Annotated in this window: 19 protein-coding genes and 2 pseudogenes; 7 read left to right on the plus strand and 14 right to left on the minus strand. The window is 72.5% G+C overall.

Annotation, left to right across the window (positions count from 1 at the left end):
* Together DP939_RS17715 and pgl are read left to right on the plus strand one after the other, a co-directional pair.
* Positions 1–900 (plus strand): glucose-6-phosphate dehydrogenase assembly protein OpcA, encoded by a 900-nt coding sequence (locus DP939_RS17715; protein WP_113981798.1) that lies wholly within the window; start codon positions 1–3, stop codon positions 898–900.
* Positions 901–934: 34 nt separating this feature from the next.
* A complete protein-coding gene (gene pgl, locus DP939_RS17720) occupies positions 935–1,708 on the plus strand; it encodes a 6-phosphogluconolactonase (RefSeq protein ID WP_113981894.1) in 774 nt (257 codons plus the stop codon).
* 18 nt (positions 1,709–1,726) lie between these two features.
* Here pgl and add read toward each other — a convergent pair whose 3' ends face one another.
* A complete protein-coding gene (add, locus tag DP939_RS17725; RefSeq protein WP_113981799.1) occupies positions 1,727–2,758 on the minus strand; it encodes an adenosine deaminase in 1,032 nt (343 codons plus the stop codon).
* Between the two features lie 67 nt (positions 2,759–2,825).
* A complete protein-coding gene (locus tag DP939_RS17730; RefSeq protein WP_113981800.1) occupies positions 2,826–3,260 on the minus strand; it encodes a hypothetical protein in 435 nt (144 codons plus the stop codon).
* Between DP939_RS17730 and DP939_RS17735 the strand changes: the two genes are divergently transcribed.
* Positions 3,259–3,945 (plus strand): NAD-dependent epimerase/dehydratase family protein, encoded by a 687-nt coding sequence (locus DP939_RS17735; RefSeq protein WP_113981801.1) that lies wholly within the window; start codon positions 3,259–3,261, stop codon positions 3,943–3,945. The genes DP939_RS17730 and DP939_RS17735 overlap by 2 nt on opposite strands.
* Positions 3,946–3,957: 12 nt before the next feature.
* Here DP939_RS17735 and DP939_RS17740 read toward each other — a convergent pair whose 3' ends face one another.
* Together DP939_RS17740 and DP939_RS47850 are read right to left on the minus strand one after the other, a co-directional pair.
* Complete coding sequence (locus DP939_RS17740) at positions 3,958–5,535, minus strand: carboxylesterase/lipase family protein (protein WP_225878313.1); 1,578 nt, start codon at positions 5,533–5,535, stop codon at positions 3,958–3,960.
* Positions 5,532–5,726, minus strand: coding sequence for a hypothetical protein (locus DP939_RS47850; protein ID WP_113981802.1), 195 nt, complete (start codon positions 5,724–5,726; stop codon positions 5,532–5,534). The genes DP939_RS17740 and DP939_RS47850 overlap by 4 nt, the downstream gene beginning before the upstream one ends.
* A gap of 105 nt (positions 5,727–5,831) precedes the next feature.
* On the opposite strand from DP939_RS47850, the gene DP939_RS17750 reads away from it, so the two are divergent.
* A complete protein-coding gene (locus tag DP939_RS17750; RefSeq protein ID WP_199565220.1) occupies positions 5,832–6,452 on the plus strand; it encodes a TetR/AcrR family transcriptional regulator in 621 nt (206 codons plus the stop codon).
* A 152-nt stretch (positions 6,453–6,604) separates the two neighbouring features.
* Here DP939_RS17750 and DP939_RS47855 read toward each other — a convergent pair.
* Positions 6,605–7,171: pseudogene (locus DP939_RS47855) on the minus strand (extracellular solute-binding protein); the annotation flags it as partial.
* Between the two features lie 76 nt (positions 7,172–7,247).
* Complete coding sequence (locus tag DP939_RS17765; RefSeq protein ID WP_199565221.1) at positions 7,248–8,378, minus strand: DegT/DnrJ/EryC1/StrS family aminotransferase; 1,131 nt, start codon at positions 8,376–8,378, stop codon at positions 7,248–7,250.
* 82 nt (positions 8,379–8,460) lie between these two features.
* On the opposite strand from DP939_RS17765, the gene DP939_RS17770 reads away from it, so the two are divergent.
* Entirely contained in the window at positions 8,461–9,666 is a 1,206-nt protein-coding gene (locus tag DP939_RS17770) for a response regulator (protein WP_225878314.1), read from the plus strand.
* Here the strand turns inward: DP939_RS17770 and DP939_RS46990 are convergent.
* Genes DP939_RS46990 through DP939_RS17780 form a run of 3 tightly spaced genes read right to left on the minus strand, consistent with a single transcriptional unit; the run spans position 9,663 to position 11,625 of the window.
* Positions 9,663–10,052 carry a hypothetical protein gene (locus DP939_RS46990; RefSeq protein WP_199565222.1) on the minus strand — a complete coding sequence of 130 codons (390 nt, stop codon included), beginning with the start codon at positions 10,050–10,052 and terminating at the stop codon, positions 9,663–9,665. The two genes, DP939_RS17770 and DP939_RS46990, sit on opposite strands and share 4 nt — an antisense overlap.
* Before the next feature lie 20 nt (positions 10,053–10,072).
* Positions 10,073–10,375 carry a beta/alpha barrel domain-containing protein gene (locus DP939_RS46995; RefSeq protein ID WP_199565223.1) on the minus strand — a complete coding sequence of 101 codons (303 nt, stop codon included), beginning with the start codon at positions 10,373–10,375 and terminating at the stop codon, positions 10,073–10,075.
* 53 nt (positions 10,376–10,428) lie between these two features.
* Positions 10,429–11,625, minus strand: coding sequence for an RNA-guided endonuclease InsQ/TnpB family protein (locus tag DP939_RS17780; protein ID WP_113981803.1), 1,197 nt, complete (start codon positions 11,623–11,625; stop codon positions 10,429–10,431).
* Between the two features lie 22 nt (positions 11,626–11,647).
* Between DP939_RS17780 and tnpA the strand changes: the two genes are divergently transcribed.
* A complete protein-coding gene (gene tnpA, locus DP939_RS17785; RefSeq protein ID WP_113981804.1) occupies positions 11,648–12,064 on the plus strand; it encodes an IS200/IS605 family transposase in 417 nt (138 codons plus the stop codon).
* Positions 12,065–12,114: 50 nt separating this feature from the next.
* On the opposite strand, the gene DP939_RS17790 is transcribed toward tnpA, so the two are convergent.
* From DP939_RS17790 to DP939_RS46210, 3 genes are all read right to left on the minus strand, one after another.
* Positions 12,115–12,531 (minus strand): hypothetical protein, encoded by a 417-nt coding sequence (locus DP939_RS17790; RefSeq protein ID WP_199565224.1) that lies wholly within the window; start codon positions 12,529–12,531, stop codon positions 12,115–12,117.
* 48 nt (positions 12,532–12,579) lie between these two features.
* Positions 12,580–12,918: a hypothetical protein gene (locus DP939_RS47000; protein WP_199565225.1), complete on the minus strand. Its 339-nt coding sequence runs from the start codon at positions 12,916–12,918 to the stop codon at positions 12,580–12,582.
* A 473-nt stretch (positions 12,919–13,391) separates the two neighbouring features.
* A complete protein-coding gene (locus tag DP939_RS46210) occupies positions 13,392–14,231 on the minus strand; it encodes a hypothetical protein (RefSeq protein WP_158578602.1) in 840 nt (279 codons plus the stop codon).
* A gap of 111 nt (positions 14,232–14,342) precedes the next feature.
* On the opposite strand from DP939_RS46210, the pseudogene DP939_RS49300 reads away from it, so the two are divergent.
* Positions 14,343–14,768 (plus strand): annotated as a pseudogene (locus tag DP939_RS49300) (Clp protease N-terminal domain-containing protein); the annotation flags it as partial.
* A 190-nt stretch (positions 14,769–14,958) separates the two neighbouring features.
* Here DP939_RS49300 and DP939_RS17810 read toward each other — a convergent pair.
* Both DP939_RS17810 and DP939_RS17815 read right to left on the minus strand, forming a co-directional pair.
* On the minus strand, positions 14,959–15,747 hold the full coding sequence (locus DP939_RS17810; protein ID WP_225878315.1) for a GNAT family N-acetyltransferase: 789 nt from the start codon (positions 15,745–15,747) through the stop codon (positions 14,959–14,961).
* Positions 15,748–16,372: 625 nt separating this feature from the next.
* Positions 16,373–16,720: an RNA polymerase-binding protein RbpA gene (locus DP939_RS17815; RefSeq protein ID WP_111171012.1), complete on the minus strand. Its 348-nt coding sequence runs from the start codon at positions 16,718–16,720 to the stop codon at positions 16,373–16,375.
* Positions 16,721–16,773 lie beyond the last annotated feature (53 nt).

Raw genomic sequence — 16,773 nt, forward strand, 5'->3', positions numbered from 1 at the left:
ATGACGAGCTTCATGCTGAGCGGCACGAACGCCTCGAAGATCTCCTCGCAGCTCACCATGCTCCGCCACCAGATGGGCGCGCCCGCCGTGGGCATGGTGCTGACCCTGGTGACGATCTGCGATGAGAGCAACCAGTACGACGCGGTGCGGGCGGCCACCGACGCGGCCCGCGAGCACCCCTCGCGGATCGTCGTGGTGATCGCCCGTTCGCGGGAGGAGCCGATCCGGCTCGACGCCGAGCTGCGCATCGGCGAGTCCACGCCGGGCGAGACCATCCTGCTGCGCCTGTACGGCGACCTGACCAGGCACGCCGAGTCCGTGGTGAGCCCGCTGCTGCTGCCGGACACCCCGGTGGTGGCCTGGTGGCCGGGCGAGTGCCCGCAGGTGCCCGCCAAGCACCCGGTCGGGCTGCTGGCCCAGCGCCGGATCACCGACGCCAGGGCGTCCGCCGACTCGGTCAAGGCGATCATGAGCAGGTCCCAGGGCTACATCCCCGGGGACACCGATCTGGCCTGGACCCGGCTCACGCCCTGGCGCAGCCTGCTGGCCACCGCGTTCGACCAGCCGGTGGGCACGGTCGAGTCGGGCGTGGTGGAGAGCTCCCCCGGGCACGCCAGCGCGCCGCTGCTCGCGGCGTGGCTGTCGGAGCGGCTGGACGCGCCGATCGAGGTCGGCGAGTCCGAGGGGCCGGGCCTGACCAGCGTACGGCTGGCGACCTCCGCGGGCGACGTGTCGGTGACCAGGACCGACTCCCGCCTGGCCACGCTGGTCCGGCCGGGCCAGCCCGACCGCAGGGTGGCGCTCGCCAGGCGGCCGACCTCGGAGCTGCTGGCCGAGGAGCTGCGCAGGCTCGACCCCGACGAGCTGTACGGCTCGGCGATCCGCCGCCTGGCCAACTGAACCGCCCGCCGAACCACCCGTGAAAGGCACCACCGTGAACCTGCCCGGCGTTGTCGTCCACCGGGACGCCGACGTGCTCGCCAAGGCCGTCGCCGCCCGCCTGATCACCCGACTGGTGGACCGCCAGTCCGCCGCCGGGACCGCCTCGGTGGTGCTCACCGGCGGCGGGGTGGGGCTCGCGACGCTCGCCGAGGTGGCCGCCACCCCGGCGCGGGACGCGGTGGACTGGCGCAGGCTGGACGTCTGGTGGGGCGATGAGCGTTATGTCCCCGCCGGGCACGCCGACCGCAACGAGACCGGCGCCCGCGCGGCCCTGCTCGACCACGTCGATCTCGATCCGGAGCGGGTGCACGTGATGCGAGGGCCCGACTCGGGCCTTTCCGCCGAGGAGTCGGCCGACGCGTACGCCGCGGAGCTGCGCCGGGCGGCCCGTCCCGAAGACCACGGGCCGGTGCCGTCTTTCGACGTGCTGCTGCTCGGCATGGGCCCGGACGGGCACGTGGCCTCGCTGTTCCCCGAGCTGCCCGCGCTGTACGACGAGCGTCCGGTGGTCGCCGTGCACGGCTCGCCCAAGCCGCCCCCGACGCGGATCTCCCTGACCCTTTCGGCGATCAAGGCGGCCAGGGAGGTCTGGGTGATCGCGGCGGGCGAGTCGAAGGCGAAGGCAGCCCGCCTGGCGCTGTCCGGGGCCGGGCCCATGCAGGTCCCGGCCGCGGGGGCGCGCGGCGGGCGCACGCTGTTCCTGCTGGACCGCGCCGCCGCCGCCAAGATCCCGCCGGACCTGGGCCGGTTCGCCGTCGTCGCCTGAGGCCCGCCGTGGCGGGCGTCAGGCCGGGGTCGCGGCCAGGGCGTCGATCTCGGCGTGGATCGCCCGCTTGCCCGCCTCGTCCAGGAACGACGCGTTCACCGCGTTGCGGGCGAGGGCGGCCAGCTCGGCCTCACCGAGGCCGAAGACCTCCGCGGCCACGTGATACTCCCGGCTCAGCGTGGTGCCGAACATCGGCGGGTCGTCGCTGTTCAGCGTGACGTACAGGCCCTCGCCGAGCAGCGTGGGCAGCGGGTGGGCGGCGATGTCGGCGACCTGGCCGGTGCAGACGTTGGAGGTCGGGCAGACCTCCAGCGGGAGCTGCGTCTCGCGCAGGTGCGCCACCAGCCTGGGATCGGCCAGGCAATTGATCCCGTGGCCGACGCGCTCGGCGGCCAGCCCTTCGATGATCTCCCAGATGGTCTCCGGGCCGCTCATCTCGCCGCCGTGCGGCAGGCTGTGCAGTCCGGCGGCGCGGGCCGCGCGGAAGGCGTCGCGGAAGGCGTCCCGGTGCGGTGGGCGGCTCTGCTCGATCCCGGCCAGGCCGAGCCCGATGAGGGCGGCGGGCGGGTGGTCCAGCGCGTGGTCGAGGGTGATCTTGACGGCCTCCTCGGCGTACTCGCCGGGGATGTCGAAGATGTAGGCCACGCTCACGCCGTGCTCGTCGGCGGCGGTGCGGGCGGCGATGTCCAGCGCCTCGGTCACCGCGGCGGCGGGCATGCCCAGGATGTGGTGCGCGTACGGCGTGACCTGCAACTCCACGTGCCGGCCGCGCTGCGCGGCGAGGTCCCTGGCCAGGCCGGTCACCAGGGTGGCGACGTCTTCGGGCTCCCGGACCAGCGCGTTGACGGCCATGTAGATCTCGGCGAAGTGCGGGAAGTCGCGGAAGGTGTAGAACGCGCGGAGTTCTTCCTCGTTGGTGGGGACGCCGCCGCCCGGGTGGCGGCGGGAGAGTTCGAGCACGGTGGGCACCGAGGCCGAGCCCACGAGGTGTACGTGGAGCTCGACCTTCGGCAGTGCGTCGATGAATTCTGCGGTGGTTCGTACGTCCATTTGCCCGACCCTATGCAGCCTTATCCCTACAAAGCGAGACATAGAGCCGGTATCTAACATCAAACTGTCAGAATTTCCAGCGGTACAGCTTGGTGCCCCTGGTGTAGTAGAGGTCGCCGTCCGCGCCCTCGATGAGGTGGGACACGCCGCCGCCGGTCAGCCGCTCGCCCTTCAGCGAGCGCAGGTTCAGCCGCCACAGCGAGCCCGCCATCGAGGCGTACGCAAGCCGGTCGTCGCGCAGCACCAGCCCGCGCTCCTGGCCGTACATCGAGGACTGCACCGGGAAGATCCGCCTGGACTTCACGACCTTGCCCGGGCGTGCGTCGTAGGCGAACAGCGTGCCGTCGGCCAGGCCCCAGACCCGGCCGCGGGCGTCCACGGTCAGCGCGTTCACCGAGTCCGCGCCGGGCACCGGGACCACGGACCGCACGACCCGCCTGGTCTTGGTGTCGAACACGAACAGCCGGGCCTCGGTGGCGGTGGGCTCGATCCCGCACCTCATGGCCCGGCACGAGCTGACCGTGCTCGACCCCGCCGAACCAGCGGGCCTGGCGGGGGTGACCCATGTGCGCGCGGACGTGACCGCGCCCGGCGCGCTGGACGCCGTCGCCGGGATGGACGCCGTGGTCCACCTGGCGGCGGTCGTCCCGCGGGACGACGCGGCCCCGGGTGTCCGCGGCGTTCGCGGTGAACGTCGGCTCCGTCCACGCCGCCCTGGCGGCGGCACGCCGCCATGGGTGCCGCGGTTCGTGCACGTCAGCACGATGGCGGTGTACTCCGGCTACGGCGTACGTCCGGTGGACGTGACCCGCCCACCGGACGCGCACGAGCCGTACGGCCTGTCCAAGCGGCTGGCCGAGGAGGTCTGCCGCACCCTCGCGGCAGGCGGCGGCATCACCGCGCTGTCCCTGCGGCTGGCCTACCCCACGCCGGACGCCGACTGGCCCCTGTGGCGCCCCCCGGCCGGCCGGCCGCCCCAGCGCCTCACCCTGGCCGACGGCTCCCCCATCGCCGCCCTGTCCGCCGCCGACACGGCGGCGGCCCTGGAGGCGGCCCTGCACTACGAGGGCCCCTGGCGCGCCTTCGCCATCACCGCCGCCCCGGCCACGGTGACCGCCGACGACACCCCTGCCACCCTCGGCTGGCGCCCGTCCGGAACGACCCGTCAGGGCGCCGGCACCGCGTAGGTCAGCGCCTGATCATTCGCCGCGGATCGCCGGTTCCCTGGCCCAGAAGGCGCATTGGTGGGCGGCGGCAACGTCGGCCGGTCCCGTTGGCGCGGGTGGGGCCGCCAGGGATTGTGTGCTGGGGCGGGCCGGATGGAAGGCCGGCCAGTGGGGCAGGCCGGGCGCGTTGGGATCGCCGGTGCGGGCGAACGTCGTCCAGTATTCGATCATGGTGGTGGACAGCCGCCGCGCGCGGGCGCCGAGGCCGGGGGCGGGGAAGAGGTAGGCCAGTTCCGCGCCGTGGGCGGCTCCGAGCGGGAAGTCCGAGTTCGGGATCTCGGTCAGCACGTCCTCACCGGCGAACTCGAACGCGTACGTGCGCACCCGCCGGGCCATGCTCCGGTTCCGCTCGTACGCCGGGCAGGCGAACACGACGTCGGTGGTCACCGCCGCCCAGGCCAGCCCCGGGGAGGCGTACCGGCCGGCGGGGTAACGGCGGGCGACGCGGCCCGCCCGCTCGCCGAACGCGCGTCGCAGCAGCTCCGCGTAGGTCCGGGCGGTGATCGGCGTGCCGGGCAGTTCGTAGAAGAGGGCGACCATGTACCGCATCTCGTCGCGGGTGGCGCCGGAGATGACCGGGACGCGGTGGAACGCCCCGCTGGCCAGGGCGCGTTCGGGGTCTCGCGGAAGCACCGAGCTGCCGAACGCCGGGGTGATGAACCGGTCGTGCAGCGGCAGCAGGCGCTCGGCGGGCACCCGGCGCAGGCAGGCCAGGGCGGTCGCCGGGTCGGCGCAGCCGAGCCCGGCGGCGAGGCGGGCCCCGTCGGCCTGCCGGTCGGCGACGGACGGCCACTGGCGGAAGGCGGTCACGCCGGGGAACATGGCACCGGCCGGTACCGTGCCGGTACAGGGGGCGCTCTGCATGATCGCGCGCTGGAAGAGCCCGGCCGCCCCCGGTGACGCAAGGTGGGCGCAGACGCTCTTGCCCCCGGCGGACTCCCCGAACAAGGTGACGTTGCCGGGATCGCCGCCGAACGCGGCGGCGTTGCGGCGTACCCAGCGCAGGGCCGCCTGCTGGTCCTCCAGGGCGAACCCTCCGGAACCGGCCAGGCCCGGGTGGGCGAACAGCCCGAAGACGCCCAGCCGGTAGTTGACGGTGACGACGATGACGTCCCCGGTCGTGGCCAGGCGGCGGGCGGCGAAGTCGCTGCCGGCGCCCTCGACGAACCCTCCGCCGTGCAGCCACACCATCACCGGCCTGCGCCCGCGGGAGCCGCCGGGGACGGTGACATCGAGGTAGAGGCAGTCCTCCGACGCGCCGCCCGGCCGCCCCGGGGGCGCGGGCTGGGCGCAGCGCGGGCCGGGCTCGGCGGCGTCGCGGACACCGGCCCACGGCCGGGCGGGCGCGGGCGAACGCCAGCGCCGGTCACCGACGGGGGCGGCGGCGTAGGGGATGCCGTGGAACACGCGGTGGCCGCCCGCCTCGACGCCTTTCACCCAGCCCAGATCCGTGCGGACCAGCGCGTCCTGGTGGACGGCCGCCACGGCGGGCGCGGCCGGGAACAGCTGCGCGACGCAGACGGCCAGCGCCGCCCAATATCGCCCCCTCACGCCCGGTGACCCTGCAGCCGAGCCGCCACGGCCACGACGAGCCCCAGCAGCCCCACGGCCACGCCCGCCCACGGCGGCAGGTCGGCGGCGCGGCCGGCCACCGCCAGCAGCCCCCAGTCGGTCCCCCAGAGCCATCTGGTCAGGGCGTTGCCGAAGCCCTGGATCATCAGCAGCACACCTACGATCATCATGACGTCGCATCCTCCGGTCACCCAGAAAATCAATACACTCGTACGGTAATATCGCATCTAAGCACAGTAGAGCAAGTCAGTTGTACCGATATATTGGAGTTCGTCGTGGGCAAGGGCAGTCGTACGCGAGGGCTGGGCGCCCGGCACGAGGAGCGGCGGCGGCAGATCGCGGAGGCGCTGCTGGCGATCATCGACCGGCACGGGCTCGACGCGGTGAGCCTGCGTGACGTGGCGGCCGAGGCGGAGGTCTCGCTGGGCGCCGTCCAGCACTATTTCCGCAGCAAGGACGAGATGCTGCTGTTCGCCCTCGACTACATCAGCGAGCGCGGGACCGAGCGGATCCAGCGCAACCTCGGCCAGGGCGAGCGCCCGCCGCGCGCCATAGTGCGCGACATCCTGGCCGAACTGGTGCCCGCCGACGACCAGCGGCGCGCCGAACTGCGCATCGCGACCGCGTTCACCGCCCGCTCGCTGGTGAGCCCGAACCTGGCCGACCACCTGCGCACGGGCTACGCCGCCCTGCACGACGTGCTGGCCCTGCTCATCCGGCACGCCCAGGACGCCGGCGAGATGCCCGCGGCCCTGGACCCCGAACGGACGGCGGCGACGCTGTTCGCGCTGGCCGAGGGCCTGGGCACGCATGTGCTCATCGGGCACCGCGACCCGCAGGGGGCGCTGGCCATCCTGGACGAGCACCTCGACCGGCTCGCCGCCACCGCCCGATGAGCTCCACCGGCTTGCCGGAGCGGCCGATACTCATTAGGGTCGGGACCGATATTAGGCGGCGGGAAGGGACGGGATGGCGGCTTTCGACGCCACAGGAAGACGAACACACCGAGGGTGGCCAGGATCGGCTTGGCCGGCGGCAGCACGATCCGCACGTACATCCGCCACTCGGAGGTCCCGTCCACCTTCGCCGCGTCGAACAGCTCGTCGGGCAGGTCCCTGATGAACTGCCGCATCAGGAACACCGCCTGCGAGTTGGCCGGCGTGGGGACGATCATCCCCAGTAGGTGTCCACTCCGCCGAAGTCGGAGACCAGGCTCGATCGTGCCCTGCTGGGCGTACTGCGGGATCTGGTCGGGGCCGAGGAGCACCAGATCGAAGCCCTTCTTGGAGGCGAGCGCCGTGGTCGCCTTCTCCTGGCGGCCCTCCCAGGGCTGCAGGTCGATCTTGACGTCGATGGCCGGGTCGGCCGCCTCGAAGTCCTTTTCCACCTTGTCCCAGAAGGTCTTGCTCTTCGCCTGATCTTCGATGACGGGGTACATCCACAGCGTCACGGTGGACTTGCCCGAACCGGATCCGCACCCGGCCGGCGCGACTCCGAGGCGGCCGCGAGGCCGGCCGCAACCAGCCTCCTCATCGGAGCCTTCCTTTCTACGGTTAATACCGGTCCTGACCGAAACCCAGTGTGGGGGGAGATGACAGGTCAATGCCCGAGACATGACCGTGACTCCGCGTCACCCGGGAGCGGGATCCGATATCGGTCACGTTATCGGCCCGGGGATCGGCCCGGACAAATCACGCAAAGCCTCGCATAGCGCCTCCGCGATGGCGGCGGCGTGCTCGTCCGTGTAGTTCTCGTTCCAGTCCACGACCAGCAAGGTCTCGGCCACAGGACACCTGGCGGGCTCTGTGACGGTCGCCGGGAGGGGGAAACACGACGTCCCGTACACCGGGCCGCGCCACACCGGCGCGCGGTGCAGCGGCTCGTCCAGATATCCGGCCCGGGCCGGGATTCCGGCCGCGCGCAGCCGTGCGGCGACCTCGCCCGCCCCTCCGCCGGGCAGGACGATCGGGAACAGCCACCATGCGTGGCCCTCGGTCCGCGGCAGGCGCAGCAGCCCTGCCTCGGACGGCCCGCGCAGCGCCAGCGGCCGGCAGTTCCGCGGTACGGTGGCGGGCCGCGACCACTCCGGGCAGCTTGGCCAGTTGCGCGCGGGCGACCGCGGCCGAAAGCTCGGTCATCCGGTAGTTGAGCCCGAAGTTCGCGTGCGGGCGGCCCGCCGCGCGGTCCCAGCCCTTGTCGGAGAACAGCCGCATCCGCCGGGCGAGCCCGTCGTCGTCGGTGATCACCAGCCCGCCGTCCCCGCAGGTGATGTGCTTCCACTGCTGCAGGCTGAAGCAGCCCACCTGGCCGGTCCTGCCCACCAGGGCTCCGTCCGGCGATTCGGCCGGCCACGCCTGGGCGCAGTCCTCGATCAGGGTCAGCCCGTGCTCGTCGGCCAGCGCTCGCAGCTCCCCCATCCGGGCCGGGGCGCCGAACAGGTGGACCGCCATGACGGCCCGGGCACGGGGGCCGATCAGGGCGGCGACGGCGGCGGGATCGAGATTGCCGTCGGCGGGATCGACGTCGGCGAAGACAGGAACCGCGTTCTGCGCCAAGATGGGGGCCACGGTCCCGAAGTCCGTGATCGGTGTCGTGATGATCTCGTCTCCGGGGTCCGGTGCGGCGGCCACCACCGACAGGTGGAGCGCGGCGGTGCCGGAGCTGCAGGCGATCGCGTGGCGGGAGCCGTACATCTCCCGCATTTCGCGTTCGATCTCCCGCGCCCCGGTGCCCCAGACCGAGTTCAGCATGCCGGAACGGATCACCCGCTCGGCCGCGGCCACCTCCTCGTCACCGAGGCTCCGCCTGTCGGGTTCGGTCATGGTCGGGAACTTCAGGGCCAACGGGTACCTCACAAGATAGAATTGCGGTCTTGACCGTAATAATGAGCCCTGGGAGGCGCGGGTGGGAATCGTCATCGGTGTCGTCGGACCGCACGATCTGGTCGATGACGTCGCCGCCACCTGCGAGGAGCAGCCCGGCACGTCCGCGCTGCGGCTGGACTACGACCACGAGTCGCAGGCCACCTCGATCGTGGAGGCGCACTCCGGCGCGGTGGAGGGCTGGCTGTTCACCGGGATCGTGCCGTACATGCTCACCCGTGACGCCGACGCGCTCACCCGGCCGGCGGCGTTCGTCGACTACACCGGCTCGACGCTGCTCAGCGCCCTGGTCCGGCTCCAGCGCGAGAGCCAGGACGTGACCACGCTGTCGATCGACACCCTCTCCCCCGCCGACGTGGCGGCCACCTTCACCGAAGCCGGGCTGCCCATCGACGGCCTTCGCACCCTCCCCTACCGCTCCGGAATGACCTCGGCCAAGGCCGTCGCCTTCCACCGGCGCGGCCCCGAGCACGCCGCGATCACCTGCCTCAGCTCGGTGCACGAGGCGCTGCGCGGGGAGATGCACGTACTGCGCCTGGCCCCCTCCCCGCACTCGGTGCGGGTCGCGCTGCGCCAGTTGCTGCTCACCGCCGAGGGGCAGGCCCAGGAGGACGCGCAGATCGCGCTCGGGCTGATCGAGGTGGAGAGCGACGAGGGGCTGCTGCGCGAGGCGGCGGCGCTCGGCGGCACGGTGGCCGCCTTCCGCGGCGGCACCCACCTGCTGGTCACCACCCGCGGGCCGCTGCACGACGCCACGAGGGGCTTTTCCGGCCTGCCGATGCTGTCCCGGCTGGCCGTCCACAACGCGGTCGTCCGGGTGGGCTTCGGCCTGGGGCGCAGCGCCGCGGAGGCGGAGAGCCTGGCCCGCAGGGCGCTGGCCCGGGCGCGGCGCATCGGCGAGGTGGCCGCCGTACTGTCGCTGCGCGCCGACACCGACATCGTGCTGGAGTCGGTGGGCGCGGCCGCGCCCACCCAGCAGAACCTGGCGGTGATCGCGCGCCGGGTCGGCCTTTCGGTGCCGACCCTCGAAAAGCTCATCGACGCCCGGACGGCCGCCGGCGGCAAGCCGCTGACCACCCGGGAGATCGCCGACCGGCTCGCGGTGCAGCAGCGGACCGCCCGCCGGATGCTGCACCGCCTGGAACTCGCCGGGCTCGCCGAACGCACGGGCAACCTGACCAGCGGGACGAGCGGCCGCCCGCTCACCCTCTACCGGCTGACGCTCTAGGACAGCCACCGGGAAAGGCCTTCAGCGACGAACTCGTCGTCGCGCAGCCACGGGTAGGCCGCCCAGATCCGGTCGATCTCGGCGAGCTGCCCCGGGGGCAGCTCCTCGGCCGGGTCAAGGCACCAGCGCCCGGCCAGCAGCCCCTGCCGCCGCAGCACTTCGTGGATGCCGGGGATGCATCCGTGGAAGCCGTGCACCACGTCGAAGATGGCGGCGTTGGCGTCGGTGAGGTGCCCGTCCAGGGTGAGCAGCCGCCGTACCGCGCCGTCGTCGCCCGCGCGGGCCCTGCCCGCCTCGTCCAGCAGTTCCACCGCGCGCCGCACCCACACCGCCCACTGGCCGAGCAGGCCGCCGACGAACTCCACCTCGACCTCACGGCCGTCCACGACCACCCGGTGCGGGGTGATCAGATCGGCCAGGATGTGGTCGTCGTTGCCGGTGTACAGGGCGAGGCGAGGTCGGCCTCGCGTCCGGCGCGGCAGACGCCGTGCAGGACGTCCAGCGTGCGGTACCGGTCGAACGGGGCGACCTTGATCCCGGCCACCGACTCGATCGCGGCCAGCCTGGTCCAGAAGTCCCGGGAGAGGACGCGCCCGCCGACCGCCGGTTGCAGGTAGAAGCCGATCACCGGCAGCACGTCGCCGACCGCCCGCGCCCGCTCGATCAGCGCGTCCTCGGTCAGCTCGCGATGCGGGCTGAGCAGCACCATGTGTTGACGCGCTCCCCGGCTTGAAGGCCGAGGATTCAGCCTGTGCCGCGCGTTCACGCGGCGCCTCTGAGGCTTCCTGCTTCCTCGCGCTGTGCCGGGGCAGGCCCCGGTCTTACCTGCACTCCACAGGCGTTTAACCTGTCCGCCCGTCCGGCGGCCAGGATGTTCTTGGCCGCGTTCACATCCCGGTCATGGACCGCGCCGCACGAGCACTCCCACGACCGGACGGCAAGCGGCATCGACTCGGCGACGGTCCCGCAGTCAAAGCAGAGCTTGGAGGAGGGGAACCATCGGTCGATCCGGTGGAAGGCCCGCCCGTAACGGGCGGCCTTGTACTCCAGCATCCCGACGAAGGATGACCATCCCGCGTCGTGAACGGACCTGGCGAGGCGGGTACGACCGAGGCCTGACACAGCAAGGTTCTCCACGTACACCGCTTGGTTATCGCGGATCAACATGGTGGAGAGCTTGTGTGCCCGATCGCGGCGCGCGTCTGCGACCCTGGCATGTGCCTTGGCGACCTTCACGACGGCTTTCTTGCGGTTGTTCGATCCCCTGGCCTTCCGGCTGAGATCCCGCTGCGCCTTGCGCAGACGTCGCTCGGCCCGGCGGAGGAAACGTGGATTGTCCACCTTCCGGCCGTCCGAGGTCACCGCGAAGTGCGTGAGCCCGAGGTCGATCCCGATCTCCGGCATCACCTCGGGAAGCGGCTCGGCTGCCGTCTCGACCACAAAGGATGCGAAGCACCGCCCGGTGGCGTCCTTGACCACCGTCACCGAGGACGGTCCGGCGGGCAGTTCGCGGGACCAGCGGACCGGAATGTCTCCGATCTTCGGCAGGCGCAGCTTCCCACCCGCCGTGATGGAGAACCGGGCGTTGCGCGTGAAGCGGATCGCCTGCCGGTTGTCCTTGCGGGACCGAAACCGGGGCGGGGCGACCTTCAGACCCTTCCGCTTCCCTGTCAAGGAGGCGAAGAAGTTGCGGCAGGCGGTGTTCAGATCGGCGAGTGCCTGTTGCAGGACCACGGCGGACACCTCGGAAAGCCAAGAGCGTTCCGAGGTCTTCTTCGCCTGCGTGATGACTCGCTTGGACAAGTCTCCGTCCGAGATGTACGGCAAGCCGCGTTCCCGGGCGTCCTGCCGTGCGCGCAGCCCGTCGTTGAACACCACCCGCGCGCACCCGAACGCCCGAGCCGGCGACTCGCGCTGATCGGGCGTCGGGTAGAGACGGAAGTTGTACCTGAGCTGCACACCATGATCCTGCCATTGGTCTATGGCCGAACATGGAGGCATCAGAACCGGCAGGCATTGCGTTTTCGTCCTGCACGCTCACTTGGTTTTCGTGACCAAGTTCCGGCATCGGGTATTCACCGGCGCATACCTGGAGCGCATGGAGCAGATCATGCGGGACGTCTGCACCGACTTCGAGTGCGAACTGGCGGAGTTCAACGGCGAGGCCGACCATGTACACCTGCTGGTGAACTTCCCGCCCAAGGTCGCCCTGTCCCGGCTCGTCAACAGCCTCAAGGGCGTCTCCTCCCGCAGGATGCGGCAAGAGTTCCCCGAGTTGGCCCGCCACTATTACCGGGCGAACAAGCTATGGTCGGGCTCCTACTTCGCCGGGAGCGTGGGCGGCGCACCGATCAGCGTCCTGCGCCAGTACATCGAGCAGCAAAACCGCCCCGTCTGAGCTGTCAAGACGCCGGTCCGCCTGGCGGTGGATCGGCTGTTCTTGCCCCGCTACGCGGGAGAGTCCGCTTCACCCCCGGCCTGAAGGCCGGAGCACTGCGGACGAACCTGGTAGCCGAGTGAGGCGGCCAGCTCGGCCTCGGCCACCGCCTGGGCGGTGTCACCGGTCGCGCCCGCGATCAGCACCACGTCGCGGTTCTGCCAGCGGGCCTGGTCGCGGGCGGTCTCGGCGGCCAGTTCCAGCACCGGAGCGAGCAGTCCGGTGCCGTGGATCGCGAACTGCGTGGTGTGCACGCCCACCGCCGGCCCGCCCGCGCCCGCGTCGATGTAGTAGCGGGTCAGCGCCCGCTGGCGGCGCTCGTCCAGCTTCCGGCCGGCGGTGAGCGCCAGCGGATGCGCCGGGACCACCAGCCCGCGGCGGAACATGTCGCGGACCGGGGTCATCGCCTCGGGTGCCGTGCGCAGCACGTCGTGTCCCCCTTTGTTGAGGTGCATGAGTGGTGGCCGCGCCGCGGGCTAGAAGCGGCCGTCGCGGCGCTCGAACTTGGTCGGCTCGCCCAGCAGCGGGCCGCTGTCGGCGACCCACCGCGCGGTGTGCTCGATCAGCTCGGCGGGGGTCGGTTCCGGGTAGCCGAAGCGGCGGTGGCAGCGCGCGGCGTTGGACAGGAGCGCCGTCGGGGACTCCTCGCCGGTGAACTCCGGCTCGCGGCCCAGGGCCGCGCCGAGGGCTTCGGCCGCCTGGCGTACGGAGATCAGCTCGGGTCCGGTCACGTTCAGCACGTACGGCGGTACGCCGGCCAGCCGCAGCGAGCGCAGCGTGACCTCGTTGGCGTAGTCCTGCCAGACCACGTTCACCTGGCCGGTGGACAGGTCGATCGGCTGCCCGGCGACGATGGGCCAGGCCCACCAGCACTCCGTAGCGCATCTCGACGGCGTAGTCGAGCCGGATCAGCGCCAGCGGCGTGCCGTTGGTCTCGGCGAAGTGGGTAAGCACCCGCTCCCGGCCCAGGCAGCTCATCGCGTACTCCCCCACCGGCCCGGTGGGCGAGGCCTCGGTGCTGCCTCCGCCGCCGACCGGGACCAGCGGGTAGGCGTCGTCCCCACGGGACCCACAACACGTGATCACGGACATCGCCGCCCCCCCGAGCCGACACCGTACGGCCTCCCGCAGCGGACCGAGCAACGCCCGAGCATCCACGACGGCCGGGCGAACACGCCCCTGTCAGCCCACGGGATCCAGGCCACCGGTCACAGGCGTAAGCAGCCACCCAGGCGAGGTTTCCGGCAGCGGCCTGGCGGACGCGTTCTCTTTCCGCTCGGGTTCCGTGTCAGTCCTGCAAGGCGTGGGCTGCCTGGGCGGCCTTGTGGCGGGCAGTGGTGGCGGCGTGGCGGGCGCGTTCCTCATCGCGGGCGGCGACGTCGCGGCGGTGTTCGGCGGCGGTGAGGTTCTGGCGGGCCTCGGCGAGCTGGCGGGTCAGTGACTCCACCCTGGCCGCCGCCCGGTCGTGCTCGGCCGTGGCCTCGGCGAGTTCGCCCGCCCATTCCGCGTGGCCGCGCTCGGCCTCCTCGGCCGCCCGTTCGGCCTCGGCCAGGGCCTGTTCGAGCTCCTTGCGACGGCGGTCTTCCCGCTCACCTCCGGAGCGCTTCTCCGCGGGACGCTTGGTGGCGGTCTTGGCCTTCGGGGCGGCGGCGGGGGCCGGGGTGAAACCGGTGTAGCTGAGCGGCCGGGTCAGGCGGCCTCGGCGTACCTCCTGCGCGGCCCCCTCGTCCACCGTGGCCGCGTCGAGGGTCTGCTCCATCTCCGTGGCGGCGCTGCCGGTCAGCGGGCGTCCGGCCCGCTCGGCGTGCTCGCGTACCAGCCGCGCCAGCCGGGCGGTGAGCGGCCCGCGGGCCCGGGTCAGCTCGGCGAGGGCGGCGGGGTCCTGGTCGGCCCAGGCGGCCCGCAGCCGGGCGCCGAGGTCGGCCAGCTCGGTGAACGCGCCGGGCGCGGCACGAGCCGCGTGGTTCACCGCCCACGCCGCCACGGTGGGCTTGCGCAACCTGCCGATCTCCTTGGCCAGCGAGGCGTCCCCGGCCTGCTTGGCCGCCTTGGCCAGCGACTCGCGCTCCGCGGTGAAGTCGTCGGGGGCGAGGGCGTACAGCCGGTCCGCCGCCTCTTCCAGATCCACGCCTGAAAGCTACCCACAATTTGCCCGCCGCCCGCGTCCATACCCCCCGGGCCCACGTCCGTGGCGCATAGTGGAAGCACAGAGTTGGCACAGGCCCGCTGGAGGCTCCCCGTGTTCGAGCGATTCTCCGACCGTGCACGCCGCGTGGTGGTCCTCGCCCAGGAGGAGGCCAAAGAGCTGGACCACGGCTACATCGGCACCGAGCACATCCTGCTCGGACTGATCGGCGAGGAGGAGGGCCGGGCCTCGGTCGTCATCCGCGAGGCGGGGATCGACCTCGACGGCGCGCGGAGCGAGGTACTGCGGATCGTCGGGCGTGGCGACGGCCCGGCCGCGGAGCACATCCCGTTCACCCCGCGGGCGAAGAAGGTGCTCGAACTCGCCCTGCGCGAGGCCCTGGTGCTCGGCCACAACTACATCGGCACCGGCCACATCCTGCTCGGCCTGATCCGCGACGGTGAGGGGGTGGCGGTGGAGGTGCTCGCCGAGAGCGGCCTCGGCCTGCCGCTGTTCCGGGAGCGGATGATCGACGTACTGCGGACCACCCCGGCCGAGGCCGGAGAGCCGTCCGCGCCGCATCCCCAGGCGCCGCCCTTCGCCGGTCCCGGCCTGATCCAGCGCCTCGAACGCCTGCAGCGCGGCCTCGACAGGATCGAGCGCCGCTTGGACGCGATGGGCGCACCGGCCGACCCGTCGCCTCCCCGGGAGGAAAGCGACTGAGCACCGTTCAGGAGGCGGTGACCAGTGTCCGCGCGGCGGTGAGCGGAAGGCTGCCGGTGAGCACTCCCGGATCGCCGGTGTAGGCGAGCGCGGCGCCGAGCGCGATCAGGAGCCGCCGCATGCGGGTGTTGTCGGAGAGCAGGGTGGCGCGTACTTCGGCGAGGCCGCGGTCGCGCGCCTCGCGCAGCAGCATGCGGGCCATCGCCGTACCGAGGCCCATGCCCTGCCACCGGTCCTCGATGAGAAAGGCCAGCTCGGCGACGCCGGGGGCGGCCGTGGTCAGGAGCGAGGCCAGGCCGACCATGCGGTCCTCATGGCAGGCGACCAGCGAGTGGGCCGGGGCGTGGCAGCGAAGGCGCGGCGGCAGAGCGGGCCCCGTGCTGAAGTAGCGGAACCTGCGGCTCTCCGGGGAGCACCGCTCGTGCAGGTCGCGTACGGCCTGCTGGTCGGAGGGGGCGAGCGGTGCCACGGTCACCTCTGTGCCGTCGGCCAGGCGTACCGGGCGACCGTCGGTGGCGGGCGGCCGGGCCAGCCGTACGAAGGCGGCGGCGCGGGCGGCCTCCACGGACGTGAACGGCCGGGCCACACGATGCAGCCGTACCGCCTGGCGCGGGCCGACCGGCACCGTGAGCTGCGTCGCATCGAACGGGCGCGGCTCCCCGGGTCGTCCGGCCGCGCCGCCGTACACCCACCGGGCGCTGTCGGCACGCAGCAACTCGGCCAGCAGTTCCGGCAGCCGCCAGGGCACCGCACGCAGCCGCGCCGAAAGCAGCAACACCCGCGTCGGCTCATCCACCTGCGCCACCTGCCGGCCGCCCGGCATCCCCGACAGGACGGAAGGCTCGGCGAACGGCCCGTACGTCATGCCAGGTCGCAGGGCGGCCGAAGACCCACCCGCCATACCGTCAGAACCCGAGCCGGCACCTACGCCCGCAATGCCGTCCCCCTCACCACCCCGCGTCCCCGGCAGGGCAGGAGGCTCTGCCAACGGCCCGCGTGTCGTGCCGGGTGGCAGGGCAGGGGACTCCGTGAACAGCTCGCGTGCGGTACCCCGTTGCAAGGCGAGGAAAGACCCACCCGCCATACCGTCAGAATCCGAGCCGGCGCCCGCACCAGCAAGGCCCGCCCCCTCACCACCCGGTATCCGCGGCAGAGCAAGGGACTCCGTGAACAGCTCGCGTGCTGTATCGGCGGCCGGGGTGGGCGGACTGGGGGGTTCGGGTGTGGGTGGGCGGGTTCGCCAGAATGCCATGCGGTCTTCTCCCTCCGTCATGTCAAGGGTGCCGCATGGCTGTTACGCCCCTGCTACATGACGATGAGCCCGCCGTTTCGGCACGCCGGACACTTGTGGAAGGATCCGGCGGGCGACCGCGAAAGGCCCCCGTGCGGTCATCACCGCCCGAGGACCGGGGCGCGGCGGGTCAGTAAATGGTGCGGGGGGAGGTGCGCAGGCGCTCAAGCGCCTCGGCCAGGATCGCCGCGCCGTCCTTGTCGCTGCGGCGCTCCTTCACGTAGGCCAGGTGCGTCTTGTAGGGCTCGTTCCTCGGCGGCGCGGGCGGGTTGTTCTGGTCCTGCCCGGCGGGCAGGCCGCAGCGCGGGCAGTCCCAGAACTCGGGGACCGCCGCGTCACTGGCGAAGCTGGGGCGCGTCTCGTGCATGTTGGCGCACCAGAACGGGACCCGGACACGTGGAGCTGCCTCGCCGCGCTCGGCCTCCCCCATCGGGCCGGCGCCGACTCGGCTGCCACGGATCGCGTTGCCACTACCCACGGATGAACTCCTCGCTCGATCGCCCCGCGAAAGCGCGGGGGAGAATCTCTGTC

It is taken from the genome of Spongiactinospora rosea (assembly GCF_003315795.1).
Taxonomy (GTDB): Bacteria; Actinomycetota; Actinomycetes; order Streptosporangiales; family Streptosporangiaceae; genus Spongiactinospora; species Spongiactinospora rosea.